24 protein-coding genes are annotated in these 24,574 nt (G+C 70.0%); 13 read left to right on the top strand and 11 right to left on the bottom strand.

Features of this window, described 5'->3' with window-relative positions:
• Positions 1-123 precede the first annotated feature (123 nt).
• Positions 124-1,203, bottom strand: a complete 1,080-nt coding sequence (gene hisC, locus ACWGKJ_RS20930; protein ID WP_385017338.1) for a histidinol-phosphate transaminase — start codon at positions 1,201-1,203, stop codon at positions 124-126.
• A gap of 335 nt (positions 1,204-1,538) precedes the next feature.
• Between hisC and ACWGKJ_RS20925 the strand changes: the two genes are divergently transcribed.
• From ACWGKJ_RS20925 to ACWGKJ_RS20915, 3 genes are all read left to right on the top strand, one after another.
• A complete protein-coding gene (locus tag ACWGKJ_RS20925) occupies positions 1,539-2,657 on the top strand; it encodes a LacI family DNA-binding transcriptional regulator (protein ID WP_385017335.1) in 1,119 nt (372 codons plus the stop codon).
• Positions 2,658-2,828: 171 nt separating this feature from the next.
• A complete protein-coding gene (locus tag ACWGKJ_RS20920) occupies positions 2,829-3,896 on the top strand; it encodes a metallophosphoesterase (protein ID WP_385017332.1) in 1,068 nt (355 codons plus the stop codon).
• A gap of 149 nt (positions 3,897-4,045) precedes the next feature.
• Positions 4,046-4,876 carry a hypothetical protein gene (locus ACWGKJ_RS20915; RefSeq protein ID WP_385017329.1) on the top strand — a complete coding sequence of 277 codons (831 nt, stop codon included), beginning with the start codon at positions 4,046-4,048 and terminating at the stop codon, positions 4,874-4,876.
• Positions 4,877-4,976: 100 nt separating this feature from the next.
• On the opposite strand, the gene thiC is transcribed toward ACWGKJ_RS20915, so the two are convergent.
• Entirely contained in the window at positions 4,977-6,752 is a 1,776-nt protein-coding gene (gene thiC / locus ACWGKJ_RS20910; RefSeq protein ID WP_385017326.1) for a phosphomethylpyrimidine synthase ThiC, read from the bottom strand.
• Between the two features lie 190 nt (positions 6,753-6,942).
• Between thiC and ACWGKJ_RS20905 the strand changes: the two genes are divergently transcribed.
• Positions 6,943-8,328 (top strand): YibE/F family protein, encoded by a 1,386-nt coding sequence (locus tag ACWGKJ_RS20905; protein ID WP_385017323.1) that lies wholly within the window; start codon positions 6,943-6,945, stop codon positions 8,326-8,328.
• 18 nt (positions 8,329-8,346) lie between these two features.
• Here ACWGKJ_RS20905 and ACWGKJ_RS20900 read toward each other — a convergent pair whose 3' ends face one another.
• From ACWGKJ_RS20900 to ACWGKJ_RS20885, 4 genes are all read right to left on the bottom strand, one after another.
• Positions 8,347-8,781: an SsgA family sporulation/cell division regulator gene (locus ACWGKJ_RS20900; RefSeq protein WP_385017320.1), complete on the bottom strand. Its 435-nt coding sequence runs from the start codon at positions 8,779-8,781 to the stop codon at positions 8,347-8,349.
• Between the two features lie 114 nt (positions 8,782-8,895).
• A complete protein-coding gene (locus ACWGKJ_RS20895; protein WP_385017317.1) occupies positions 8,896-9,666 on the bottom strand; it encodes an IclR family transcriptional regulator in 771 nt (256 codons plus the stop codon).
• Between the two features lie 278 nt (positions 9,667-9,944).
• Positions 9,945-10,163, bottom strand: coding sequence for a DUF5326 family protein (locus ACWGKJ_RS20890; RefSeq protein WP_266855269.1), 219 nt, complete (start codon positions 10,161-10,163; stop codon positions 9,945-9,947).
• A gap of 201 nt (positions 10,164-10,364) precedes the next feature.
• A complete protein-coding gene (locus ACWGKJ_RS20885) occupies positions 10,365-10,682 on the bottom strand; it encodes a cupin domain-containing protein (protein ID WP_164258035.1) in 318 nt (105 codons plus the stop codon).
• Between the two features lie 51 nt (positions 10,683-10,733).
• Between ACWGKJ_RS20885 and ACWGKJ_RS20880 the strand changes: the two genes are divergently transcribed.
• The 4 genes from ACWGKJ_RS20880 to ACWGKJ_RS20865 all read left to right on the top strand — a co-directional run bounded on the left by ACWGKJ_RS20880 (position 10,734) and on the right by ACWGKJ_RS20865 (position 13,979).
• Positions 10,734-11,111, top strand: a complete 378-nt coding sequence (locus ACWGKJ_RS20880; protein ID WP_385017313.1) for a phage holin family protein — start codon at positions 10,734-10,736, stop codon at positions 11,109-11,111.
• A 22-nt stretch (positions 11,112-11,133) separates the two neighbouring features.
• Positions 11,134-12,276, top strand: a complete 1,143-nt coding sequence (locus tag ACWGKJ_RS20875) for a cystathionine gamma-lyase (RefSeq protein WP_385017310.1) — start codon at positions 11,134-11,136, stop codon at positions 12,274-12,276.
• Between the two features lie 263 nt (positions 12,277-12,539).
• Entirely contained in the window at positions 12,540-13,436 is an 897-nt protein-coding gene (locus tag ACWGKJ_RS20870; protein WP_385017307.1) for a LysR family transcriptional regulator, read from the top strand.
• A 60-nt stretch (positions 13,437-13,496) separates the two neighbouring features.
• A complete protein-coding gene (locus ACWGKJ_RS20865) occupies positions 13,497-13,979 on the top strand; it encodes an NUDIX domain-containing protein (protein ID WP_385017304.1) in 483 nt (160 codons plus the stop codon).
• 16 nt (positions 13,980-13,995) lie between these two features.
• Here the strand turns inward: ACWGKJ_RS20865 and ACWGKJ_RS20860 are convergent, their stop codons facing one another.
• Positions 13,996-14,634, bottom strand: coding sequence for an HAD family hydrolase (locus tag ACWGKJ_RS20860; RefSeq protein ID WP_385017301.1), 639 nt, complete (start codon positions 14,632-14,634; stop codon positions 13,996-13,998).
• A gap of 291 nt (positions 14,635-14,925) precedes the next feature.
• Between ACWGKJ_RS20860 and ACWGKJ_RS20855 the strand changes: the two genes are divergently transcribed.
• Positions 14,926-15,780, top strand: a complete 855-nt coding sequence (locus tag ACWGKJ_RS20855) for a GNAT family N-acetyltransferase (protein WP_385017299.1) — start codon at positions 14,926-14,928, stop codon at positions 15,778-15,780.
• 84 nt (positions 15,781-15,864) lie between these two features.
• On the opposite strand, the gene ACWGKJ_RS20850 is transcribed toward ACWGKJ_RS20855, so the two are convergent.
• Positions 15,865-17,169, bottom strand: coding sequence for an MFS transporter (locus ACWGKJ_RS20850; protein WP_385017296.1), 1,305 nt, complete (start codon positions 17,167-17,169; stop codon positions 15,865-15,867).
• A gap of 349 nt (positions 17,170-17,518) precedes the next feature.
• Between ACWGKJ_RS20850 and ACWGKJ_RS20845 the strand changes: the two genes are divergently transcribed.
• Both ACWGKJ_RS20845 and ACWGKJ_RS20840 read left to right on the top strand, forming a co-directional pair.
• Positions 17,519-17,971 (top strand): GNAT family N-acetyltransferase, encoded by a 453-nt coding sequence (locus ACWGKJ_RS20845; RefSeq protein WP_385017293.1) that lies wholly within the window; start codon positions 17,519-17,521, stop codon positions 17,969-17,971.
• A 151-nt stretch (positions 17,972-18,122) separates the two neighbouring features.
• Positions 18,123-19,286, top strand: a complete 1,164-nt coding sequence (locus ACWGKJ_RS20840; protein WP_385017290.1) for a winged helix DNA-binding domain-containing protein — start codon at positions 18,123-18,125, stop codon at positions 19,284-19,286.
• A gap of 261 nt (positions 19,287-19,547) precedes the next feature.
• Here the strand turns inward: ACWGKJ_RS20840 and ACWGKJ_RS20835 are convergent, their stop codons facing one another.
• Positions 19,548-20,954, bottom strand: coding sequence for a serine hydrolase domain-containing protein (locus tag ACWGKJ_RS20835; RefSeq protein ID WP_385017454.1), 1,407 nt, complete (start codon positions 20,952-20,954; stop codon positions 19,548-19,550).
• 237 nt (positions 20,955-21,191) lie between these two features.
• On the opposite strand from ACWGKJ_RS20835, the gene ACWGKJ_RS20830 reads away from it, so the two are divergent.
• Positions 21,192-21,608, top strand: a complete 417-nt coding sequence (locus ACWGKJ_RS20830; protein ID WP_385017286.1) for a hypothetical protein — start codon at positions 21,192-21,194, stop codon at positions 21,606-21,608.
• 71 nt (positions 21,609-21,679) lie between these two features.
• Here the strand turns inward: ACWGKJ_RS20830 and ACWGKJ_RS20825 are convergent, their stop codons facing one another.
• Positions 21,680-22,234: an ArsR family transcriptional regulator gene (locus ACWGKJ_RS20825; RefSeq protein WP_385017451.1), complete on the bottom strand. Its 555-nt coding sequence runs from the start codon at positions 22,232-22,234 to the stop codon at positions 21,680-21,682.
• Positions 22,235-22,415: 181 nt separating this feature from the next.
• On the opposite strand from ACWGKJ_RS20825, the gene def reads away from it, so the two are divergent.
• The gene (def, locus tag ACWGKJ_RS20820; RefSeq protein ID WP_385017284.1) at positions 22,416-23,078 is read left to right on the top strand and encodes a peptide deformylase; all 663 of its coding nucleotides are present in this window, start codon (positions 22,416-22,418) and stop codon (positions 23,076-23,078) included.
• 30 nt (positions 23,079-23,108) lie between these two features.
• Here def and dnaB read toward each other — a convergent pair whose 3' ends face one another.
• Complete coding sequence (dnaB, locus tag ACWGKJ_RS20815) at positions 23,109-24,569, bottom strand: replicative DNA helicase (RefSeq protein ID WP_385017448.1); 1,461 nt, start codon at positions 24,567-24,569, stop codon at positions 23,109-23,111.
• Between the last annotated feature and the right edge of the window lie 5 nt (positions 24,570-24,574).

The raw sequence follows: 24,574 nt of genomic DNA, 5'->3' as shown, positions 1-24,574 counted from the left end.
AAAAAGGACGCGCTTGTGAAAGCGTTCACATTCACAAGCAATACTACGAAAGCACTTCGGGCATGACGAAGGCGGGGTACCCATCCGGCACCCCGCCCTGGTCGGACCCTCTGCGGAAGCGGTCTACAGCTCCTTGCGGAAGGCCGCAGCCGCCTGGAGGAAGAGGTCGTTGCCCTCGGTCTCGCCGATGGAGACCCGCACGCCGTCGCCCGCGAAGGGACGCACCACCACCCCGGCCCTCTCACAGGCCGCGGCGAAGTCGACGGTGCGCTCACCCAGCCGCAGCCATACGAAGTTGGCCTGCGTCTCCGGCACCGTCCAGCCCTGGCCGACCAGCCCCTCGTACACCCGCGCCCGCTCGGTGACCAGCGAGCCGACCCGGCCCAGCAGCTCGTCCTCGGCCCGCAGCGACGCGACCGCCGCGTCCTGCGCCAGCTGGCTCACCCCGAAGGGCACCGCCGTCTTGCGCAGCGCGGTGGCGACCGGCTCATGAGCGATGGCGAAGCCGACCCGCAGCCCGGCCAGCCCGTACGCCTTGGAGAAGGTGCGCAGCACCGCCACATTGGGCCGGTCCCGGTACAGCTCGATACCGTCGGGCACATCGGTGTCCCGGTTGAACTCCCGGTACGCCTCGTCCAGGACCACCAGGACGTCCGCCGGCACCCGGTCGAGGAAGCGTTCCAGCGCGACCCTGCGGACCACGGTCCCGGTCGGGTTGTTCGGGTTGCAGACGAAGATCATCCGGGTCCGCTCGGTGATCGCGTCCGCCATCGCGTCCAGATCGTGCACATCGCCCGAGTCCAGCGGCACCTGCACCGCGGTCGCCCCGCTGATGCGCGTGATGATCGGGTACGCCTCGAACGACCGCCAGGCGTAGATCACCTCGTCGCCGGGGCCCGACGTCACCTGGAGCAGCTGCTGGGCGACGCCGACCGATCCGGTGCCCGCCGCCAGATGCGAGACCGGCACCCCGAAACGCCCGGCCAGTTCGTTCAGCAGGGCGGTGCACGCCAGGTCCGGGTACCGGTTGAAGGTGCCGGCCGCGGCGATCGCGCTCTCCATCACGCCCGGCAGCGGCGGATAGGGATTCTCGTTGGAGGACAGCTTGTAGGCGACCGGGCCGCCCGCGGCGGCCGGCCTGCCCGGAACGTACGCGGGAATACCGTCCAGTGCGGCGCGCAGCCTGGGGCTCTTCTGGCTCACAGCGGGTCCTCCTCGACTCGGTTGAGTCCACCCTATGAGGAGCGCCGCTCCGTGCGAATGGCGGGCGCCGATGGGGGGCGTATCACCTCCCCTGGCGCACGCCCCTGGCACGCGCCGTGGCGCGCGTCCCCCGAAGAGGTGAGTTGAGACCTCATCGCAACATCGGCCAGGGGCCAGGCACATGCCCACCGTCACCCGAGACTCCTTTGACAGGACCCCCAAACCCCCTGTATTCAAAGGTGATTGATGCTTAATGATCATGCAGAAACGTGCCTGTCAACGTGTGCATATGCGCTCAGCTCGACCGCCCCTCATCCACCTACTATCGGCTCGCCATGACAGCAGCAGGGAAGCACCAGGTGAGCCGGGCGGAGACTCGCAGGGCCAACCGGCAAGGACGAGCGGGCATCCGGGACGTGGCCGCCGCGGCCGGTGTCTCCATCACGACCGTCTCCGACGCGCTCAACGGCAAGGGCAGGCTCCCGGACGCCACCCGCCGCCATGTCCGCGAGGTCGCCGACCGGCTGGGCTACCGCCCTTCCGCCGCGGCCCGAACGCTCCGTACCGGAAAGTCCGGCCTCATCGGCCTGACCGTCACCACGTACGGGGATGAACCTTTCACCTTCACCGAATTCGCGTACTTCGCCGAGATGGCCAGAGCCGCCACCTCCGCCGCGCTCGCACGCGGCTACGCCCTCGTCATCCTCCCCGCGACCTCACGCCACAGCGCCGTCGACGTCTGGTCGAACGTCGCCCTCGACGGCACCGTGGTCATCGACCCCTCGGACCACGACCCGGTCGTCACCGAACTCGTACGCCAGGGGCTCCCCGTCGTGTCCGACGGGCGCCCCGCGGGCACCCTGCCCGTCACGGCCTGGGTCGACAACGACCACGAGGCCGCGGTCCTCGATCTGCTCGACCATCTCGCCGCCGCCGGGGCCCGCCGCATCGGCCTGCTGACCGGCACCACGACGGACACGTACACCCGGCTCTCCACCACCGCGTATCTGCGCTGGTGCGAACGGGTCGGACAGGATCCGGTGTACGAGTCCTACCCGGCCCACGACCCGTGCGCCGGAGCCGTGGCCGCGGACCGGCTGCTCGCCCGCCCGGACCGCCCGGACGCCGTCTACGGGCTCTTCGACCCCAACGGCACCGATCTCCTCGCGGCAGCACGGCGGTACGGGCTGCGTGTCCCGGAGGATCTGCTGCTGGTCTGCTGCAGTGAGTCCACCGTGTACGCGAGCACGGAGCCGCCCATCACGACCCTCTCGCTCAAGCCCCGCCGGATCGGTACGGCCGTCATCCAGTTACTCATCGATGCCATCGAAGGCGTCAACGACGACCAGCCGGTCGAGCAGGTGATGCCGACCGAACTCATCGTCCGTACCTCGTCCCAGCGCCGCCCGCCGCGCACCACGGTGAGTGCGCCCCGCTCCCCGTCACCGGACTGACCGCCCGTATAGGGACGAAACGGGTGGCCGGGCGGCAGGTCATCCGGATTCAGCACCCCTGGTGCGTCACAGAGTGCCAGTCGCATTCCTATGATGGGCGCACGACACCGCGGGCCCCCCGACCAGGCAGGTCCGACCGGTGCACGGCGCGCGACGGTGGTGGAGGGGTCGATGACTCAGGGGGCCGGTCTGGAACCCGCGATGCGGACGGCGACAGTGCGGGACTTCCGCGTACCGCCGCTGCCCGCGTCCGAGCACGTCCACGATGCCGAGAAGGCGCCGCCGTACACCGAGGGCGAGGAGCCGGACGGCTACACGCCGACCCAGCGCGACCTCCCTGTCGTCCACCGCGCCGGGCCCGGTGACACGGTCGTCGTACGGACCGCGCCCGACCCTCTGCCCGCGGAGGGCGAGGCGGGACTCGGCCCGCTCTTCGTCGTCGGCGACGTCCACGGATACCTCGACGAGCTCCTGGCCGCGCTGTGCGCCCAGGGGCTCATCGACACCGAGGGCAGCTGGGCGGCGGGCAACGCCCGTCTCTGGTTCCTCGGCGACTTCACCGACCGCGGCCCCGACGGCATCGGCGTCATCGACCTGGTGATGCGGCTGTCCGCCGAGGCCGCGGCCGCCGGGGGCTACTGCAAGGCCCTCATGGGCAACCACGAGCTGCTGCTCATCGGCGCCAAGCGCTTCGGCGACACCCCGGTCAACTCCGGTGCTGGCACCGCGACCTTCCAGGCCGCCTGGCTGCTCAACGGCGGCCAGAAGGCCGACATGGACCGGCTGCAGGACGTCCACCTCCAGTGGATGTCGCGGCTGGACGCCATGGAGCTGGAGGACGACCACCTCCTGGTGCACTCGGACACCACCGCCTATCTCGACTACGGCGATTCACTGGAAGCGGTCAACGACACCGTCCGCGAGACGCTCACCCGTAACGATGCCGACGAATGCTGGGACCTCTTCCGCAAGTTCACCAAGCGCTTCGCGTTCCGCGACGATTCGGGTCCGCAGGCCGTGCAGGAACTCCTCGGCGTCTTCGGCGGCCACCGCATCGTCCACGGCCACAGCCCCATCCCCTATCTGCTCGGCGAGGTCGGGGCCGAGGACGGCGAGGACAGTCCGCGCACCGTCATCGAAGGCCCGCACGTGTACGCGGACGGGCTCGCCGTCGCCATGGACGGCGGCGTGACCATGGCCGGAAAGCTCCTCGTGGTGCAGTTGCCGCTGCCGAACTGAACCGCGCCCCCGGAGGCGATTTCCGGAAACCCTCTGTTACCCCGTGCCATAACAGCTCTACCATCGGGTTATCCGTAGCAGGCTCTCCTCCGTTTACGCCCAACTGCCCGTCGGAAGGCAGGCGGTACGGCCCGACGGAGCATCGGGGGATGCACATGAACAGCGCTTCGCACCTGCTGACAGAGGACCGTCCGGAGTTCGAGCGGCTCCTCGACGACGCACTGCGCACCGCGCCCGACCGACCGGATCTGGCCGAGCTGGGGCAGCGGCTCAACAGCGAGCAGCTGCGCACCATGGTGCTCGACGCGGACAGCCTGGTCACCGCGGCCGCGGCAGCCGAGTACGAACACTTCGTGAAGGTACGCGCCGAACTCCGCGCGCCCGCACCGGACTCGATGCGCGCCTCCGTCCTCGCGCCCGTCAGAGGCGGCGGCCGTACGGGCGCGGGGCTCGCCGCCGTGCTGGCCGTGCTGGCCCCGGTGCTCGCGGGCACCGCCGCCCTGATCTTCCTGCTGGTGGGCTATCTGCTCAAGGCGCTCGATCCGGCGCCCGCCTTCGGCAACACCATGGTCACCGCGGGCTGGTTCTTCGCGGCACTCACCGCCGCGGCCATCCTGGCCGCCGCGGTCGGGCTCCTCCTGACGGCGCTGCGCAACGGCTCGAACGAGGTGCACGCCGAGCCGGAGGAGGGCGACGACGAGCTCTCCGAGGAGGTCGCCCGCGCCCGCGAAGCCTGGCGCCATGCCCTGCTGGAACGGGGCATCGTCCCGTTCCTGAGCGCCGCGCTCACCGACCCGGGCGCCGGTCCGACGGCCGCCGCCCCGTACCGGCCGGCCGGCCGCATACCGAGCCTCGGCTACAGCCGTCCCGACTTCGACAGCCCGGACCAGGGTGAGACGGCGGCCTCCGAGCGCCCCAGTTTCACCAGCCCGGATTTCACGAGCCCGGACTTCGGCGGCCCGGACCACCGGCCGGAGTGACACCGGTCCGGCCGGCCCCACCACGGGGCCGGCCGGCCGACGAGGTCGGTTCACTGAGATCAGCCGGTGAGGTCAGTTCGGCGAGTTTCAGTCGGCGAGTTCAGTCGGCGAGCGGCAGGTACACCCTGTTGCCGCTCGCGGCGAACTCCTTCGACTTCTCCGCCATCCCCGCCTCGATCTCCTGCCGGCTTCCGCCGTGTTCGCGGCGGATGTCCTGGGAGATCTTCATCGAGCAGAACTTCGGCCCGCACATGGAACAGAAGTGCGCGGTCTTAGCCGGCTCGGCCGGCAGCGTCTCATCGTGGAACTCCCTTGCCGTATCGGGGTCGAGAGCCAGATTGAACTGGTCCTCCCAGCGGAACTCGAAGCGTGCGTCCGAGAGCGCGTCGTCCCACTTCTGCGCATCCGGATGCCCCTTCGCGAGATCCGCCGCATGGGCCGCGATCTTGTAGGTGATCACGCCGGTCTTCACGTCGTCCCGGTTGGGCAGTCCCAGGTGCTCCTTGGGCGTGACATAGCAGAGCATGGCCGTGCCCCACCAGGCGATCATCGCCGCACCGATACCGGAGGTGATGTGGTCGTACGCCGGGGCCACGTCCGTGGTGAGCGGGCCGAGCGTGTAGAAGGGAGCCTCCTCGCAGATCTCCTGCTGGAGGTCGACGTTCTCCTTGATCTTGTGCATCGGGACGTGCCCGGGGCCCTCGATCATCGTCTGTACACCATGACGTTTGGCGATCGTGTTGAGTTCCCCGAGGGTGCGCAACTCCGCGAACTGCGCCTCGTCGTTGGCGTCCGCGATCGACCCGGGCCGCAGCCCGTCGCCCAGCGAATAGGTGACGTCGTAGGAGGCCAGAATGGCGGAGAGCTCCTCGAAGTGCTCGTACAGGAAGGACTCCTTGTGGTGCGCCAGGCACCACGCGGCCATGATCGAGCCGCCGCGCGAGACGATGCCGGTCTTGCGGCGCGCGGTGAGCGGCACATACCGCAGCAGCACGCCGGCGTGCACCGTCATGTAGTCGACGCCCTGTTCGGCCTGTTCGATGACGGTGTCCTTGTAGATCTCCCAGGTCAGCTCCTCGGCCTGGCCGTCGACCTTCTCCAGGGCCTGGTAGAGCGGCACCGTGCCGATCGGGACGGGCGAGTTGCGCAGCACCCACTCGCGGGTGGTGTGGATATTGCGCCCGGTGGACAGGTCCATGACCGTGTCGGCGCCCCACTTGGTGGCCCAGGTCATCTTGTCCACCTCCTCCTCGATGGAGGAAGTGACCGCGGAGTTCCCGATGTTGGCGTTGACCTTCACCAGGAACCGTTTCCCGATGATCATCGGCTCGATCTCCGGGTGGTTGACGTTGGCCGGCAGAACAGCCCGACCCGCGGCGATCTCCTCCCGTACGACCTCGGGGGAGACGTTCTCCCGGATCGCGACGTACTCCATCTCCGGAGTGATCTCCCCGCGCACGGCGTACGCGAGCTGGCTCACCGCACGCCCCTCGCGCCCCCTCCTGGGCTGGCGGGGACGGCCGGGGAAGACCGCGTCGAGGTTACGGAGTCCGCCGCGCGGCGATGTGTGCTTGATCCCGTCGTCCTCGGGACGGGCCGGTCGGCCCGTGTACTCCTCGGTGTCGCCGCGGCCGATGATCCAGTTCTCCCGGAGCGGGGCGAGCCCGCGCCGTACATCGGTCTCGACGGTGGGGTCGGTGTACGGGCCCGACGTGTCGTACAGCGCCACGTCCTGCCCGTTGGTGAGGTGCACCTGCCTGACCGGCACCCTGAGGTCCGCGCGTGAGCCCTCGGGGCCCGCGACATATCCCTTGTGCCAGCCCGGCTTGCGCTCGTTCTGGTCGGTGGCAGGCGTGTGTGCGTCCACTGTGGTCATGAGACCTACTCCCTACGCCGGCATTACCCGGTAACAGGTTCGGCGGTCGGCGCAGCTCCCCAGCAGACTGCTGGTCAGCGCCCTCTCAGCCCGGTGCTCCGAGCTCCCGCGTGTGCAAAGGTGCCTCCACGCTAACGCCCTGGGCCGCACGCTGAACAGAGGGCCTCCCCGTTCTTGCGATGATCGGGCGGTGACAGCACTGACCGAACCGCCCCCCGGCGAGCACGTCCATACGCACAGCCACGGCCCCGCGGCGCCCGTCTCCCGGCATCTGCGCAAGGTCATCGCGGCGGTGCTGATTCCTTTCGCCACGGCGGTGGTTGTCGGTCTCGTGGCCCTCTGGCCGGGCGGGGCGCCGCACCATGCCCGCAGCGGAGTCGGGTTCGACCGGCAGACACAGCAGGGCTCAGTGGTGGAGATCACTGCGGTCAACTGTGCGGATCTGCACGCCAGTCAGTCGTCGACGGGCGGCGGGGGCACGGCCGGGGGCGGCGGTGCGGCCGGGGGCGTCGCGTCGCCGGGCTCCGGCGGCGGTGCGGCATCGCCGGGCGCCCGGTGCAAGAAGGCGAAGATCGAGGTGTCGAGCGGCAAGGACAAGGGCCGCACCTTCACCGAGGTCGTCCAGCCGGACTCCCCGCGCCAGTTGCGCCGGGGGCAGGGCGTGATCGTGGCATACGCCCCCGACGCACCGCGCGACCTGCAGTACTCGGTCTCCGATGTGGACCGGAAGTTCCCGATGGTGCTGCTCGCCGGAGTCTTCGCGCTGGTGGTGGTCGCGGTGGGCCGGCTGCGGGGGCTGATGGCGCTGGTGGCACTGGCCGTCAGCTTCGCCGTGCTGACGCTGTTCATCCTGCCCGCGATTCTGCACGGGTCGAATCCGCTGGTCGTGGCGGTGATCGGGGCGAGCGCCATCATGCTGATCGCGCTCTACACCTGCCACGGCCTGACAGCGCGGACCTCGGTCGCCGTCATCGGCACGCTGATCTCGCTGATACTGATCGGGCTGCTCGGTTCGCTCTTCATCGGCTGGGCGAGCCTGACCGGCAACACCGACGACAGCACCGGACTGATCCATGGCCTCTACCCGCACATCGACATGAGCGGGCTGCTGCTGGCGAGCGTCATCATCGGATCGCTGGGGGTGCTGGACGACGTGACGGTCACCCAGACCTCGGCCGTCTGGGAACTCCACCAGGCCGACCCCACGATGGGGGCCCGTGGGCTCTACCGCGCGGGTATCCGGATCGGCCGCGACCACATCGCGTCCGTGGTCAACACGCTGGTGCTCGCCTACGCGGGCGCGGCGCTGCCCCTGCTGCTGCTCTTCTCGATCGCGCAGAGCGGCGTGGGGACGGTGGCCAACTCGGAGCTGGTCGCGGAGGAGATCGTACGGACCCTGGTGGGGTCGATCGGCCTGGTCGCCTCGGTGCCGGTGACCACGGCGCTCGCCGCGCTCGTGGTCTCGGCCGACCGTACGGGCGTGGCGTCCGGGGGCGCGGCGGGCGGTGGGACGGCGCTGACGCTCACCGGAGCGGGCCGCGCCCGGGGCGGCCGGGGCCGCCGTCGCAGGCGCTGATCAGCCGGTGCGCCGGTCTCAACCCGCGTTCTCCTCCGCGAGGATCCGCCCGAGCGCCGCCTCCAGATGCCCGTCGAAGTCGCCCAGGCTGCGCTCCTCACCGAGCGGGACGATCTTGTCGGTACGGTCCAGGAAGGCGATCAGCGGGGCGCTGCCCGCCCGGAACAGCGCGCGGTCCGCGCCGACCTGGAGGCGCAGATGGACGTCGGCCAGCCCTGACGGGTCGCTCGGCGCGATGTGCACATCGCCGTCCCCCGTCGGGGCGTTGATCCCGTCGAGAAGCAGCTCGCGGCCGAACGTCCAGGTCACCGGCGCGTCCCCGGGAAGGTGGAAGGTCATCCGGACCGCGTACGGATCACTCACCTCGTAGCACAGCTCCACCGGGATACGGAAGGAGAGCTCCTCGGAGACGAGGAAGCTCATCATGACCTCTGCCTGGACCGATTCGCGCATGTCCCTACCCCGCAGTAGACGCCGTGTTGGTTCACAAGTTGGCCGGGAATGTGCGTCCAGGCCCTCTTGACGTAATCGTGCTGTAAGCGCAAACAGATCACAAGGAGTGATATTTCAGATACTGATAGAGAACGCAAGTGAATCGAGCAGAGGCATCAGTTCGGAGCGTAACGTTTTGACTGCGGAGAGCAACTTGACTTGCTGGTGTACGGGGCCGGAAACAGCCATTGCCGCAGCCACTGGACCGACCGTGACCGGGACGGCCGCGCAGACGGTTCCGATGGCGTACTCCTGCCGCTCGACCACCGGTTGTATCCGCTCGGCCGCAGCCAGTCTCCGCAGGAAGACGCACCGGTCCCGCACGGAATAGCGGGTCAGCGAACGTACCGGATGGCGGTCCAGGTGATCTTCGCGGGAGGCTTCATCGAGCTGGCTCAGGAGGCACTGGCCGAGGGCGTGTGCATGACCGGTTTGACGGAAATCCGCCCACTCATCGACGGCCGGCGCAGCGGGAGTGTCGGCGACCGCGAGCAGGTCGATCTCACCCTCGCGGTACGCCGCAAAATAGACCGGAACCCCGAGCGCGTCCCGCCAGGAATTCAGTGATTCGATCAGCGTGGCGCGCCGGTTCCGTGCGGCGCAGCGGCCGGCCAGCCGCTCTGCGGCGGCCCCGGGCACGAACACACCGTTCTCCCGGCGCACATAGCCCTCATGGGCCAGGGTGCGCAACAGGTGGTAGGCGGTCGGAAGGGGAAGACCCGCCTCCCTGGCCAGCTGTTTCGCGGGGGCCCCACCGCTGTGGGAGCTGACCTCCTCCAGCAGTCTGAGCGCGCGCTGCACCGAGCCGATCAAAGTCGGCGCAGCGGTGTGAGGTGCTGTGGCCAAAGAGTCACCCCCAGCATGCCGACGGTGGGTCCCGTACCCGTGAGGGCTCACCCCTCATGGGTCCCGCCGCGCACAATCTGCTGGTCAGCGCCCTTTCAGGCCGGATTCCCGAGGAGGCGGCAAGGATTTCTCACTGTAGCCACAGCCTCCGTCCGGGCGTGGGGATTTGCCGCCCCGTCCCTCCGCAGGGTTAACGGCCGCACGAGTACACCAGTCCGGGCCGGCCGTTCCGCGAGCGGTGCTCGTGCGGTGCGGCCCGGTGCTTGTGCAGCGCGGTGTTACCAGTCGTTCCGCGAGGATGACGACGAGGTGAACTTGCGTACGACGTAGATCAGTCCGGCGACGAGCGCCACCAGGAGCAGGGCCTTGAAGAGCAGCCCGATCACGAAGCCGATGACGGTCGCGATGAGGCCGCCGAACACGATCAGCACGAGGACGGGCACCGCGACCCACTTCACCCACCACGGCATTCCCGCGAAAATCTCTCGGACCGCCATCGTCCTTACCTCTTCCTGGATCTTCCTGGACCACGCCGGCCACTCCGGGTGCTCTGCTGTCGATGCTAAAGGCGCCGGGGTGGCCGGTGGCGGCCGTGGAGCCCTTGGAATCCCCTGATCCGCCCCCTACGGGACACCAGGGGCCCAGGAGTCCGGGGCTCGGGGGCCGAGTCCCGGAATCCGGGCCCGGAGCCCCGCGCGTCAGCTCTCGGGCGGTGAGAAGACCACCAGGACCCGCAGGTCCTCGGAGATGTGGTGGAACTTGTGCGCCACCCCCGCCGGGACGTACACCACCCCGCCGCGGGCGACCTCGGTCGTCTCGGTACCGACGGTGATCGAGGCCCGTCCGCTCACCACGAAGTACACCTCGTCCTGGCCGTGCGGCTGCTGGCGGTCGGTGGCTCCCGCGTCCAGCGCGTAGAGCCCCACCGACATGTTCCGTTCGCGAAGAAACTGCAGGTAGGCGCCGTCGTTGGCAGCGCGCTCCGCCTCCAGTTCATCCAGCCGGAATGCTTTCATCGCTCGTCAGCCCCTGCACTCGTACCGATCGTGTCTGCCACGATCAGACACATGAAGAATTTTGTAGTCAAGACGGTTGCCAACGCGGCAGCACTCTTCGTAGCCATCTGGCTCCTCCAGGACATCACGCTCAGCGGTGACTCGACCGGCCGCAAGGCGCTCACCCTGATCCTCGTCGCGCTGGTCTTCGGCCTGGTGAACTTTGTCGTCAAGCCCGTCGTGAAGCTGATCGCCTTCCCGTTGTTCATTCTCACGCTGGGGCTGATCACCCTGGTGATCAACGCCCTGATGCTGCTGCTGACTTCCTGGCTGTCCGGAAAGCTCGACCTCTCCTTCCACGTGCACGGCTTCTGGACCGCCGTGATCGGCGGACTGATCATCTCGGTCGTCTCCTGGGCCCTGAACATCGTCATGCCCGACGAGGACTGAGCCCCTTATGAGTACCCCTGCCATGAACACACCCAGCGCAGCCACCGGAGACGGAACCCGGGCGGTGCGGGCCGGTCTGCCCGTACCGGTGAAGTACGAACCGACCCTGCCGGGGCCGGTCTTCGCCGCCCACTACCACCTGCCGGGCGAGCCCACCGGGCCCTATACGTACGGCCGCGACACCAATCCGACCTGGACCCGTCTCGAAGCAGCCATCAGCGAGCTGGAGTCACCTGACGAGCCGGCCGAGACGGTCACCTTCGCCTCCGGCATGGCGGCCGTATCGGCGGTCCTGCTCTCCCAGGCCCGCGCGGGCGACACGGTGGTGCTGCCCGACGACGGATACCAGGCGCTGCCGCTGGTCAGGGAGCAGTTGGAGGCGTACGGCGTCGAAGTCCGGACCGCGCCGACCGGGGGCGACGCACAGCTGACCGCCCTGGCCGGCGCCCGGCTGCTGTGGATCGAGACCCCGTCCAACCCCGGCCTGGACGTGTGCGACGTACGGCGCCTCGCGGCTGCCGCGCATGCCGGCGGGACGCTGGTGGCGGTCGACAACACCCTCGCGACCCCGCTCGGGCAGCGGCCCCTCGACCTCGGCGCGGACTTCTCCGTGGCCAGCGGCACCAAGGGACTCACCGGGCACGGCGACATCCTGCTCGGCTATGTCACCTGCCGGGACACCGAACTCGCGGGGCGGGTACGGAAGTGGCGCAAGGTGGCCGGAGCGATCCCGGGGCCGATGGAGGCCTGGCTCGCACACCGCTCGCTCGCCACGATCCAGTTGCGCGCCGACCGACAGTCGGCGAACGCCCTCGCGCTCGCCGAGGCACTGGCGGGGCGGCCGGAGATCGAGGGGCTGCGCCACCCCGGGCTGCCGTCGGACCCCTCGTACGTCACGGCTGCGGCCCAGATGCGCCGTTTCGGCTGCGTGGTCTCGTTCGTACTGCCCGGCCGCGACCATGCGGAACGCTTCCTCGACGCACTGGAGCTGGCCGACGACGCGACCAGTTTCGGCAGTGTCCGCTCCACCGCCGAGCGCCGTGGGCGCTGGGGCGGAGACGCCGTACCGGAAGGATTCATCCGCTTCTCCGCGGGCGTCGAGGACACCGCTGATCTGGTGGCGGACGTCTTGAGGGCCCTGGACGAGGCGGCGCGGGAGCGGTAGCCGCAGAAGCAGCGGCGCCGACAGCGGATGGCGGGGCGCCACCGCGGGTGGCGCCGCATCCGTGCTGCGGACGGTCCGAGCCTCCCCCCTCATGGCTCGGACCGTCCCGGTTCCCCGTTCAACGCGCGAAGAACCGCTTCCACAAGGCTAGTTGACTCTGCGTCAGTGTCCAATCACAGTAGCGGCAGAGACCTATCGACTTATTTATAGTTCTGCCCGGGGACGGGACGCCTTCGCCACGGTCGGAACGGGACGGTACGGACATGGATCTGGCCCTGCTCCGCACCTTCGTCACCGTGCACCGGGCCGGATCCTTCACCCGCGCCGCTGCACTGCTGGGGCTCTCACAGCCCGCGGTGACCAGCCAGATACGCACCCTGGAGCGCCAGCTGGGACGCCCGCTCTTCCTGCGCCGGGCCCGCGGCGTCACCCCGACCACCATCGGGGACGAGCTCGCTCACCGCGCGGCGCCGCATCTGGACGCGCTTGTCGAGATCGCCGAGGCGGGCATCGACGAGGAGACCGGCATCCGCACCCTGCATCTGGCGGGGCCGCCGGAGTTCACCGCGGCGCGCGCCCTGCCCGCGCTCACCTCGCTGATACCGCAGGGCATCGCACTGCGCGTCTCGTTCGGCAACACCGAGGAGACCCTGGACGGGCTCGGCGCCGGGCACCACGATCTCGCCATCACCACGGCGCGGCCCCGCGGTGAACTCCTGACCGCGACCGCGCTCTGCGACGAGGAACACGTCCTGGTCGCCTCCCCCCGCTGGGCCGCCCGGATCGGACCGGGCACCCTGCGGCGCCAGGGGCCCTCCGTGCTGAAGGACCTGCCCGTGGTGGAGGTCCATGAGTCACTGCCGTTCGTCTCCCGCTACTGGAGCGCCGTCTTCGACACCCACCCCGCCGAGACCGCCGCGGTCGTCGCACCGGACCTGTGGGCCGTCCAGCAGGCCGTGGTCGCAGGCGCCGGGCTCGCCGTACTGCCGCGCTATCTGTGCGAGGACACCCTGGAGCGGGGAGAGGTGGTGGCGCTGCTGGATCCGCCGGTGCCACCGCTGCGTACCTACTTCCTGGCCGTACGCAGCGGAACGCTCGCGCTTCCGCACATCGCCCGGGCCCAGGAGTGGCTGCTGCGGGCAGCCTCCGACTGGTCCTGAGGAAAGGTCCCGGGGCCGGTGATGCGTTTCGGAACCGGTTTCACGGGCCACTCTCCTTCCATGACCGAACGTCCAGTGGTCAAGCGCACCGCCCGCGCCGTGCTCCTCGACGGCGACCATCTGATCCTCATCAAGCGGACCAAGCCCGGCGTGGAACCGTACTGGGTCACGCCCGGCGGCGGAGTGGAGGCAGAGGACTCCACCGTGGTCGAAGCCCTGCACCGCGAGGTCGACGAAGAGCTCGGCGCCAAGATCACCGATGTGGTGCCCTGCTTCGTCGACACCATCGAGCACATCCCGGACGACGGCGGGGTGGCCGGGGTGAAGGTGCAGCACTTCTTCGTCTGCCGACTGGCCTCCATGGATACCGCCCTGCGGCACGGACCCGAGATCGAGGAGCCCTGCGGCGAGTACGAAATCGTCCGGGTGCCCTTCAGCCGGGTCGGGATCGCGGCCGTGCACCTGGTTCCGCTCTCCCTGCGGCACTATCTCGACGGGAACATCGAAGGGGTCCTGGCGCTCCAGGCCGCAGACCTGGGGTGAGGGGCGGAAGGATCGCTCAGCCTGCGCCGGTCGCGGCTACGAGCGCATAGGCCTCGCGCAGATCGCCGCCCTCATAGCGGTGCGTGGCCAGCCCCGCCAGATGACCGTCCGCGTTGACCGCGACAGACCGCGACACCGCTCCGAAGAGATCCACGTCCGACATCGAGTCCCCGTAGGCCACACAGTCGGCCCGCCCCACGGCGAACTCCGTACAGAGCTGGTCCGCGATCCGGACCTTGGCGGCTGCGCTGAGAATCCCCGAGGGGTCCACCGGCCGGCTGAACGGAACCTCCGGGAAGCGCGAGCCGTAGGCCGCGTGGGCACCCCAGCCGAGCAGCCGCTCCACGAAGAACGACGGCGAGAGCGAAATGACCGCGCAGTAGTCGCCGCGCTCCCGGATGTCCCGCCAGACCTCCTGGATCCCGGCGAGCCATGGTGCGGCGTCGAAAGCGGCCGTCACATGGTCGGTGGTGAGCCCTGACCAGAGAGCGTGCACTCCCACCGCGTACTCCGGTGAGCCGATCCGCCCCGAGACCAGGTCCCGCTCCAGCACACCGATCTCTTCCAGCAGCCCCAATTGCCGGGATATCTCCACCGGCGCGGCCGAACCGCGGATGAGGGTGCCGTCCAGGTCGAAGAGATGCAGCCGCGTCATGTACGCCGAGGCTAGTACAGCCACTTGCTCCCCCCGCCGGACGCCAGAGACCCGGATGCACCGTGTTTCACGTGAAACCGCTGACCCGCTCCTTGCGCCGGGGCTCGCTGGTGGTCCATGTCGCCGTCTCGGTACTGAAACCGTGGGGCCTGACCGCACGCGGCCGGGCGTATCAGAAGGAGCATCGGAACCAACGGAGAACATCCCGGAGAGCGGTGGACGCCGTACGCGCTCATGAACATCACGGAAAGCGGTGGACGCCGTACACGCCCATCAGCGAGCCTGATCACCATGCCCTCACCCCTCGACCCCCTGCCGATCCGCCGCCTGACCATCGGTGACCTCCCCGCCTGCACCGGCCTCTCCGAGAGCCGGGGCTGGCCGCGCGACGATCACAAGTGGGGGCTCCTGCTCACAGCCGGGACGGGTTACGGAATCGACGACCCCGGCGGCAGCGGGCTGGCAACGGCCTGTGTGGTCACCGCGTACGGTTCGGGCCTGGCCGCGATCGGCATGCTCCTGGTCGCCGACGCCTACGAGCGGCAAGGGGCAGGGAAGCGGATGATGCGCCATGTGATCGACGAGTTCGACGGCATCCCGCTCACTCTGCACGCCACCACGCTCGGCCGCCCGCTCTACGAGAAGCTCGGCTTCCAGGCGGTGGGCGAGGCCGAGATGGTCCGTGGCCCCTTCCAGCCGCCGACCACGGCACCGGCCGTGGCCACCCGCCGGGCAACAGCCAGTGATCTGCCCGGGATCCTGCGCCTGGACAACGAGGTCTTCGGCGAGGACCGCACCCACATGATCACGCGGCTGCCTGCCTTCGCCGATCAGCTGCGCGTCGCGGAGGACGCCGATGGCATCACCGGCTACACGGCGGCCTGGCCCAGCACGGACAGCCAGGTGGTCGGCCCGCTGATCGCCCGCGACACGGCGACCGCGCAGGCTCTGATCGCCTCACTCGCGGCGGGCACGGACCAGCCGCTGCGGGCCGATATCGACGTACGCCATGCGGAGCTGCTCGACTGGGTCAAGGCCGGCGGAATGGCGTCGGCGAGCTTCAACACCGTGATGACGCTGGGCATCCCGGACCTGCCGGGCGACTGGACCCGCCGCTTCACGCCGCTGACGGTCGCGGCAGGCTGAGCGCGATGCGCTGACGTCCGCGGGCAGGCTGACGTCCGGCCGGTGGGCTGAAGGACGGGCGGTGGGCTGAAGGACGGGCGGAAGTCACCGACGCGCGGGGCGTTCCGGTGCCCGCCCGGCCTGGGCCGTCGGTTCGCGCTGGGCTGTCGATCCGGCCTGGGCTGTCGGTGCATCCTCGGCTGCCGGTTCGGCCGATGCCCCAACGGCAGCGAGCCGGTGAGCGGTTCCGGCCGGCTCCGTGGAGCGGTTCCGCCGCTCCAGCGCGCTGGAGACAAGAGCGAGCACCAGCGCGGATGTGGCGAGGACAGCACCCACCCAGTTGGGCGCGGTATAGCCGAGACCGGCGGCGATGACGATCCCACCGAGCCAGGCGGACAGCGCGTTGCCGAGGTTGAAGGCTCCGATGTTGACGGCGGAAGCCAGCGTGGGCGCCCCCGACGCGTGGTCGAGCACCCGCTTCTGCAGCGGCGGAACGGTCGCGAACCCGAGCCCGCCGATCAGGAAGACCGTGGCAGCCGAAGCGATCCGGTCGTGCGCGGTGAAGGTGAACAGCGCCAGGACCAGGGCCAGTCCGCCCAGCGACACGTACAGCATCGGCATCAGCGCGCGGTCGGCGAAGCGGCCGCCGATGAGATTGCCGCTGACCATTCCGAGGCCGAAGAGCACCAGCAGCCAGGTGACACCGGCCTCGGAGAATCCGGCGACGGCGGTCATCATCGGTGAGATGTAGGTGATGGCGGCGAAGACTCCCCCGAAGCCGAGAACGGTCATCGCCATCGCGAGCAGCACCTGCACATTACGGAAGGCGGCGAGCTCGTGCCGCAGCCGGACCCCTTCCGGCCTGGGCTGCTCCGGTACGAGCCTGGTGACTCCCAGCAGCCCGACGACACCGAGCCCGGCGACGAGCAGGAACGTCAGCCGCCAGCCGATGTTCTGGCCGATGAGGGTGCCCAACGGCACACCGACGACATTGGCGAGGGTCAGCCCGGTGAACATCATGGCGATGGCGCCCGCCTTCTTCCGCGGTGCCACCAGCCCGGCGGCCACGACCGATCCGATGCCGAAGAACGCGCCGTGGGCGAACGAGGCGACGATCCGTCCGACGAGCATCACGCCGAACACCGGAGCGGTCGCGGAGACCACGTTGCCGATGACGAACAGCCCCATCAGCAGCATCAGCATCTTCTTGCGGGGGATCCGGGTGCCCAGGGCGGTCATCAGCGGGGCTCCGGCGACCACCCCCAGCGCATAACCGGTGACCAAGAACCCGGCCGTGGGGATCGAGACCTGGAAGGACTCCGCGACCTGCGGCAGCAGCCCCATGATCACGAACTCGGTGGTTCCGATACCGAACGCCCCCATGGCCAGGGCGAGCAGCGCGAGCGGCATGAGGTTTCACCTTCCGGGAACGAGGCACGGTCCGCCGGCGCGGGCATTTAATTGCGCGAGCGCCTTACATGCAGAAACAATACTTGCATACGCGTTTTAATTGCAAGCGCTGGGTATGTCGGTCCGTGTCTTATCCTGCCGAGCCTCGACCGGGCCGCAGCCGACCCCCGGCCGGCCCCGCTGGTACGCGCGGTCGAAGAACTCCAGCAGCCGGCCTGACCGACCCGGAGGGACCGGGCTGACCCACCCGGAGCGGTCTGGACACACTCCACCAGCCGGTCTGACCCACCGGACCGGCCCGACCCGCCCGGCCGCTCTGCCCCGCCCGGCCCCGCGTACTCTGCGCACCATGAGCGACCTGGAGATCCGCCCCGCGCAAGAGAACGACATCCCCGCGATCGTGGCGATGCTGGCCGACGACCCGCTCGGCGCCCAGCGCGAGTCCCCGGACGACCTCGGCCCGTACATCACCGCGCACCGGCGGATCGCCGCCGACCCGCAACAGCACCTGGTCGTCGCGGTGCGCGAGGGCCGGGTCGTCGGCACCCTCCAGCTCACCGTGATCCCCGGGCTCTCCCGGCGGGGCGCCACACGCTCCATCATCGAAGGTGTACGCATCCACGGCGACGAGCGCGGCAGTGGCCTCGGTACCCAGCTCATCGAGTGGGCCGTCGGCACATCCCGCAGCCAGGGCTGCCAGTTGGTCCAGCTGACCTCGGACGCCACCCGGACCGACGCCCACCGCTTCTACGAGAGGCTCGGCTTCACCGCGAGCCACCTCGGCTTCAAGCTCCAGCTCTGACCCGGGGCGCGGACCACGTTCCCGCTCACCGACCGCAGAACCGCGCCCCCGGAACCACACCCTGCAGACCCGGACTCCGCAGACCCAGGCTCCGCAGCCCCCGCCCGGCCCCGCCCCGCCCCACCGACCCCGCCGAGCGGGAGGCCCCGTCATGCACCGGATCAGCAATGAGGAGCGCCGTGTCCGCCTGGGCAGGCGCCACCGGCTCGCGCCCTCCGTGCGGGCCGCCACGCCTGTCGAGGCGTCCGACGCGGTCGTCGCCCTGCATGCCACCGACGCGGCGACCGTCTATCTCTCCGTCGGCGCACGAGTGGCCGACGCCGGTCCTGCGGCCGTCGAACACGCCCTGTACGACGAGGTCTCCCTGGTCCGGCTGCTCTCGCTGCGCAACACCCTCTTCGCGATGTCACGGGATGTGGCACCGTACGTCGACGCCTCCACGGCCCGTGCCATCGCGGCCAAGGAGCGCAGAACGTTCATCAAGCAACTCGCGGAGGACGGCGGCGGTCTGGACGAGCGCTGGCTGGCCGGTGCCGAGGCAGCGACACTGGCCGCGCTCGCCGATCGCGGCCCCTCCACGGGCAGCGAGCTCTCCGCGGCGGTCCCGGCACTCCGTACGAAGATCACTGTCTCCCCGGGCCGGAAGTGGGAGGCCGTGCAGGGCGTCACCACCCGGGTCATCCGGCTGCTGGCCGCCGACGGCCATATCCGCCGCGACCGGCCGCGCGGCTCCTGGACGTCGAGCCAGTTCCGCTGGACGACCGGAACCTCCTGGCCGCCGCTCCCGGTCCCCGAGGCCAGAGCCGCGCTGGCCCGCCGCTGGCTGCTGTCGTACGGACCGGCCACCGATGCGGACCTCAAGTGGTGGACGGGGTGGACCCTGACGGACACCCGCAGGGCGCTCGCGGCGATCGGCGCGGAGGAGGTCGGCCTGGACGACGGGGCACGGGGCTTCGTCGCGCCGGGCGACACCGCCGCCGAGCCGCCCACCGAACCGTGGGCGGCCCTGCTGCCCGGTCTCGACCCCAGCGCCATGGGCTGGGCCGACCGCACCTTCCATCTCGACCCCGAACACCGCCCGGCGCTCTTCGACTACGCGGGCAACATCGGCCCGACCGTGTGGTGGAACGGAAGGATCATCGGTGGCTGGGCGCAGCGCCCGGACGGCGAAGTGGTGTGGCGCCTCCTGACGGATCCGGGACAGGAGGCCACCGGGGCGGTCGAGGCGGAGGCGGCGCGGCTCGCGAACTGGGTGGGAAACGCACGGATCACCCCGCGTATCCGGACACCGCTGGAACGGGAACTCTCGGGCTGAGCCGGCGAGGGCTCCACGCGGCGACCCTTCCGGCGGCCCCAGCGGCCCCGGGCGGCGGTCCTCCGGCGGACCGCCCGGCGCGAACCGCCCCGTGGGCCCCGGCTGCCTGGACGGAGGCCGGCCCGGTGGATCCCGGCGGCCCCTCCTGCGGTCCCAGGCGGTGGCCCCTCCGGCGGACCGCCCGGCCCGGACCGCCCGGCAGACCGCCCCGTGGCCCCCGACAACTTCGCGCGGCGCCCCACCCGGTGGCCCCCCCGGCTGCTAGGACATACCCCGCCAGCCGTCCTCGTCCACGCCACCCGGAACCGGCCCCTCCGGGTCGTACGGCTGCCGGGTGAAGACGAACGACCCCAGGTCCAGATGGCTCACCCGGCCCTCTCGCCGTACGACCCGCAGTGTCTCCCCCGCGAAGTAGCCGTCGAGCCCGGTCCAGCTGCCGTCCCGCTCCGCGCGGAACCGGGAACTCCGGCCGCCGCCGGCCAGCGGGCCGAACTCCATCCCGCCGTCCGCCGTCAGCCGCAGGCCGCTCACGGATGTCCCCCAGTACCAGGGCCCCGCCAGTTCGAGCAGCCCCGGATCGACCTCTGGCAGCGGACGCCACGGCTTCGGAATGGCCGGTTCCGCGTCTGCCACGATCCCGATCAGATCCGCAGCGACCTTTGGCCCGACCCCCGACGTACTGTTCGACAGGGCCACCGCCGCCACTCCGTCCGCCACGCTCACCCACAGTCCGGCCACGAATCCCGGCAGCGAGCCGGTGTGCCCGGCCAGCGTCCGGCCGTCGCGCCGGGCGAGCTGGATACCGAGCCCGTATCCGCCGTCCCAGTCACCCGGTTCCGGCGCGACCGCGGGCGCGCGCATCTCCCGTACCGTCTCCGCACCGAGCACCCGGTCGTCACCCTCCGCCAGAAAAGCGGCGAAGCGGCACAGATCAGCGGCCGTCGACCACAGCTGCCCCGCGGGCGCCATCAGCCCCAGGTCCTCGGCCGGTTCCGGAAGCATGGCGTCCGCCCAGGGGTGCACCGCCCATCCGCCGGCCCGGGGCGCCTGGGGCTGGGCGCTCGTACGGTCCATTCCCAACGGTACGCAGATCTCACGCCGCACCACATCCGCCCACGGCGCACCGCGCAACGTCTCCACCACGGCCCCGAGCAGGGCGTACCCCGGGTTCGAGTAGTGGTGGCGCCGCCCCGCCGGATGCAGGCGCGGCTGCTCACCGAGCAGATCCGGAATCCCGGGGCGCAGCGCGGCCGAGGACCGCTCCCACCACTCACCGGGCGTCTCCGCGGCCAGACCCGCGGTATGGCTGAGGAGTTGAGCGATCGTCACCTCACCGACTCCGGTGTCCGGGACGTACTTCTCCAGGGGATCCGCCAGATCGAGCAGCCCCTCGTCCCGCAGGCGCATCACCGCGACCGCCGTGAAGGGCTTGGTGATCGAACCGATCCGGTACTGCGTGTCCGCGTCCGGCTCATGACCGTCCACGCAGCTGCGGGCCCCGGACCACACCATCCGCCCGTCCCGCATCACCGCCGCCACCAGCGACGGCACGCGTCCCTCGGACTGTGCGAGGGCGACGCGGTGCAGCAGCGCCCGCCGGGTGGTGGGAAGGAGTTCCGCGGAGGAATCCGGCGAGGAATCCGGCAGGGAGTCCTCTGATCGCGTCATGGCAGTGGTGGCAGTGGTGGCAGTCATGGCCCGAGACCTACCAGACGAGCCACCTGCCGTCGATGGCGCCGGAGGGCGGCCGGCCGGATTCGCGGGAGGACCCGTCTGTTACAGGACGGTGACACATCGCCAACAACGCATGCGGGCCACACATCGTCTTTTCATGTGAGACCCACACCTACGGTATTTGTCTCATCTTTGCGTGAAATCAGAGCTCCTCACCCGAAAGGAACACTCATGATCGTCACCAAGCGGCGCTCCCTGCGCATCGCTGCCGTCAGCACGCTCGCCGCCACCACCCTCGCCCTGGCAGGCACCGCCGCGATGGCCGACAGCCCGTCCGCGCCCAGCGCACCTGTCGCGCAGAAGGCCGTCGCCGCCAAGGCCTCCATCACCGCGAAGCCCTCGGTGACCTCGGTGAAGGCCTGGCAGCTCTTCCGGGTCACCGGCACCACGACCGGCCTCAAGGCGGGCGCCAAGGTGACCCTGCAGCAGAAGCAGGGCAGCAAGTGGGTCACGCTGCCCGCCTCCGCGCCCATCAACCGCACCGGCAGCTACTCGCTGGGCGTCAAGCTCGGCATCAAGGGCAAGAACCAGCTGCGCATCGTCAGTGGGAGCACCGCCTCCCCGGTCTTCAACGTGACCGTGCGCTGACCGCGGGCCTCCTGGCCGTGCCCCGGTGTCCGTCCCCACGGGCTCCGGGGCACCGCCACGCGCACCGGCTGTCATTCCTGGTCCGTGTCGCCCGCCGGGTGGGGGAGCAGGGGGAACAGCCGGGTGATGAGGGCAACCGGCAGAGCACCGTCGGGCCGGGCCAGGGGGCGCTGCTCGCGGTCCCGGTAGGGCAGGAGCGCCTGCCGGATCACGTCGGCGACCCGGCTCATCTCCTCGGGAGTCAGATAGGCGACGGCGCTGAAGGCATCGCCGTCGCGCCAGGCCGCAGGCGCCTCGTCCCGCTGGGTGAGCCAGCGCTGCCAGCTCTCGTCCTCAAGCCCGCGGGCCAGATCGGCGAACTCCTCATCGGCGGAGCCGTCCGCCCCGGAGGGCTGCCGGCTCAGGCGCCAGGGACGCACCCGGCCCCCACTGTGCGGGGCCTCCTCGATGTGTCCATGGCGTGCGAGTTGCCGCAGATGGAATGAGCAGAGACCAGAGCTGTACCCGAGCCGGGCAGCCGCTTCGGTGGCCGTGACGGCTCCGACATCGGCGAGCAGGGCCATCAGCGCCGTACGGACTTCGTGCGGGCGCAGTTCGCCACCGGCACCACGCGCCCGGCCGGGCAGGGAACCGGGGACACCCTGAGGCCGGGCCCCCTGAGGCAGCCGGTCGTCTTCGGCCCGGTCATCGTCGGTCCGGACATGCTCAGCCTGGTCGTCTCGGTCTTCAGTCACTTTGCAAACTCTGCTATTTTGCAAAGCACTTGGCAAGTGGTCCGCGCCACGGACGCAGCAGAGGGAGACAGCGATGCCTGTTCGTCACGACCGCTCCCGCCCGGCCGACCGGCGGGTCAGAGTGCAGGGCCACCCGGTCGACTCGTACCCGGCCCTGCCCGCGGAGGCGGAACGAGGCTCGGTCCGCCGGATCACAGCGGTGGGCGAGGAGATCCTGCGGCGCCCGTGCCGCGAGGTCACCGAATTCGGCTCCCCCGGGCTGTCGAGCCTGATCGACGACATGTTCCTGACGATGTACGTGGCGGACGGCGCCGGCCTCGCCGCCAACCAAGTGGACCTCGATCTGCGACTGTTCGTGTACGACTGCCCGGACGACCACGGGGTCCGCCATGTCGGCCACATCGTCAACCCGGTTCTGGAACTTCCCGGCCCGGAAGACCGCCGGCTCGTCGACGACTTCGAGGGCTGCCTGTCCGTGCCCGGCGCCGCCATGGCCGTTCCCCGGACCGATCAGGCTGTCGTCCGGGGACGCGACAAGGACGGCAACCCCCTGGCCATCGAGGGCACGGGATACTTCGCACGGTGTCTGCAGCACGAGACCGACCACCTCTCCGGCCACACCTATCTCGACCGGCTCTCCCACCGGGACCGCAAGGACGCCCTACGGCAGATGACGGACAGCTGCGCGGACGTCCTCGCCCGACGCGCACGCAAGGCGGCCGAACTCGGCCGGTGAGCCGGGGGCCGATCGTTCTCTGTACGGGGATCAGGTCTGCGCCATGTCGACGAACCGGGAGTAGTGGCCCTGGAAAGCCACGGTGATCGTCGCCGTCGGACCGTTACGGTGCTTCGCGACGATCAGATCCGCCTCCCCCGCGCGCGGGGACTCCTTCTCGTACGCGTCCTCCCGGTGGAGCAGGATGACCATGTCGGCGTCCTGCTCGATCGAGCCCGATTCACGCAGGTCGGACACCATGGGCTTCTTGTCCGTACGCTGCTCGGGGCCACGGTTCAGCTGGGAGAGCGCGATGACCGGGACTTCGAGCTCCTTCGCCAGCAGCTTCAGGTTTCGCGACATGTCGGAGACCTCCTGCTGGCGGCTCTCGGGGCGCCGTGAACCGCCGGACTGCATCAGCTGCAGATAGTCGATCACGACCAGCTTCAGGTCCTGACGCTGCTTGAGCCGCCGGCACTTCGCCCGGATCTCCATCATCGACAGGTTCGGCGAGTCGTCGATGAAGAGCGGCGCCGCGGTGACATCCGGCATCCGCCGCGCCAGTCGCGTCCAGTCCTCGTCCGTCATGGAACCCGACCGCATGTGGTGCAGGGCCACCCGCGCCTCCGCCGAGAGCAGACGCATCGCGATCTCGTTGCGGCCCATTTCGAGCGAGAAGATCACGCTCGGCAGTGCGGACTTGATGGAACAGGCCCGTGCGAAGTCCAGCGCCAGCGTGGACTTACCCATGGCGGGGCGGGCCGCGATGACGATCATCTGGCCCGGGTGCAGCCCGTTCGTCAATGCGTCCAGGTCCGTGAAGCCGGTCGGCACCCCGGACATCTGGCCGCTGCGCGAGCCGATCGCCTCGATCTCGTCGAGCGCGCCCTCCATGATGTCGCCGAGCGGCAGATAGTCCTCGGATGTGCGCTGCTCGGTGACGGCGTAGATCTCGGCCTGGGCCGAGTTGACGATCTCGTCGACGTCCCCGTCCGCCGCGTATCCCATCTGCGTGATCTTCGTTCCGGCCTCGACGAGCCGGCGCAGCACCGCGCGCTCATGGACGATCTCGGCGTAGTACTCGGCGTTGGCGGCTGTCGGAACCGACTGGACGAGCGTGTGCAGATAGGGCGCCCCGCCCACCTTCTTGATCTCGCCGCGCTTGACCAGTTCGGCCGCGACCGTGATCGGGTCGGCCGGCTCGCCCTTCGCGTAGAGATCGAGAATGGCCTGGTAGACGGTCTCGTGTGCGGGGCGGTAGAAGTCGTGGCCCTTGATGACCTCGACGACGTCGGCGATGGCGTCCTTGGAGAGCAGCATGCCGCCCAGGACGGACTGTTCGGCATCGATGTCCTGCGGGGGTACGCGTTCGAAGGCGGGGGATCCGCCGTCCCAGGAGCCGTTTTCCCGGCCCCGGTCGTGCTGCTCCCGGCCCCCGGAGCCCTCACCGCGGCGCTGGCGGGAAACGGGCAGACGGTCGCCCGGACTGCTCTCGGCCCAGGGGTCGTCCAAGGGCT

The organism is Streptomyces sp. NPDC054757 (genome assembly GCF_053612185.1).
This window is presented reverse-complemented; position numbering and strand designations above follow the sequence as displayed.

Coding starts and splice junctions, on each gene's coding strand:
- ACWGKJ_RS20845 (WP_385017293.1), top strand. CDS start 17,519: ATGAGCGACCTGGAGATCCGCCCCGCGCAAGAGAACGACATCCCCGCG.
- ACWGKJ_RS20900 (WP_385017320.1), bottom strand. CDS start 8,781: ATGCGCGAATCGGTCCAGGCAGAGGTCATGATGAGCTTCCTCGTCTCC.
- ACWGKJ_RS20925 (WP_385017335.1), top strand. CDS start 1,539: ATGACAGCAGCAGGGAAGCACCAGGTGAGCCGGGCGGAGACTCGCAGG.
- def (WP_385017284.1), top strand. CDS start 22,416: ATGCCTGTTCGTCACGACCGCTCCCGCCCGGCCGACCGGCGGGTCAGA.
- ACWGKJ_RS20875 (WP_385017310.1), top strand. CDS start 11,134: ATGAACACACCCAGCGCAGCCACCGGAGACGGAACCCGGGCGGTGCGG.
- ACWGKJ_RS20865 (WP_385017304.1), top strand. CDS start 13,497: ATGACCGAACGTCCAGTGGTCAAGCGCACCGCCCGCGCCGTGCTCCTC.
- ACWGKJ_RS20870 (WP_385017307.1), top strand. CDS start 12,540: ATGGATCTGGCCCTGCTCCGCACCTTCGTCACCGTGCACCGGGCCGGA.
- ACWGKJ_RS20840 (WP_385017290.1), top strand. CDS start 18,123: ATGCACCGGATCAGCAATGAGGAGCGCCGTGTCCGCCTGGGCAGGCGC.
- ACWGKJ_RS20860 (WP_385017301.1), bottom strand. CDS start 14,634: ATGACGCGGCTGCATCTCTTCGACCTGGACGGCACCCTCATCCGCGGT.
- thiC (WP_385017326.1), bottom strand. CDS start 6,752: ATGACCACAGTGGACGCACACACGCCTGCCACCGACCAGAACGAGCGC.
- ACWGKJ_RS20920 (WP_385017332.1), top strand. CDS start 2,829: ATGACTCAGGGGGCCGGTCTGGAACCCGCGATGCGGACGGCGACAGTG.
- ACWGKJ_RS20850 (WP_385017296.1), bottom strand. CDS start 17,169: ATGCCGCTCGCGCTGCTCGCCCTGGCCATGGGGGCGTTCGGTATCGGA.
- ACWGKJ_RS20835 (WP_385017454.1), bottom strand. CDS start 20,954: ATGACGCGATCAGAGGACTCCCTGCCGGATTCCTCGCCGGATTCCTCC.
- ACWGKJ_RS20830 (WP_385017286.1), top strand. CDS start 21,192: ATGATCGTCACCAAGCGGCGCTCCCTGCGCATCGCTGCCGTCAGCACG.
- ACWGKJ_RS20890 (WP_266855269.1), bottom strand. CDS start 10,163: ATGGCGGTCCGAGAGATTTTCGCGGGAATGCCGTGGTGGGTGAAGTGG.
- ACWGKJ_RS20855 (WP_385017299.1), top strand. CDS start 14,926: ATGCCCTCACCCCTCGACCCCCTGCCGATCCGCCGCCTGACCATCGGT.
- ACWGKJ_RS20880 (WP_385017313.1), top strand. CDS start 10,734: ATGAAGAATTTTGTAGTCAAGACGGTTGCCAACGCGGCAGCACTCTTC.
- ACWGKJ_RS20915 (WP_385017329.1), top strand. CDS start 4,046: ATGCACATGAACAGCGCTTCGCACCTGCTGACAGAGGACCGTCCGGAG.
- ACWGKJ_RS20885 (WP_164258035.1), bottom strand. CDS start 10,682: ATGAAAGCATTCCGGCTGGATGAACTGGAGGCGGAGCGCGCTGCCAAC.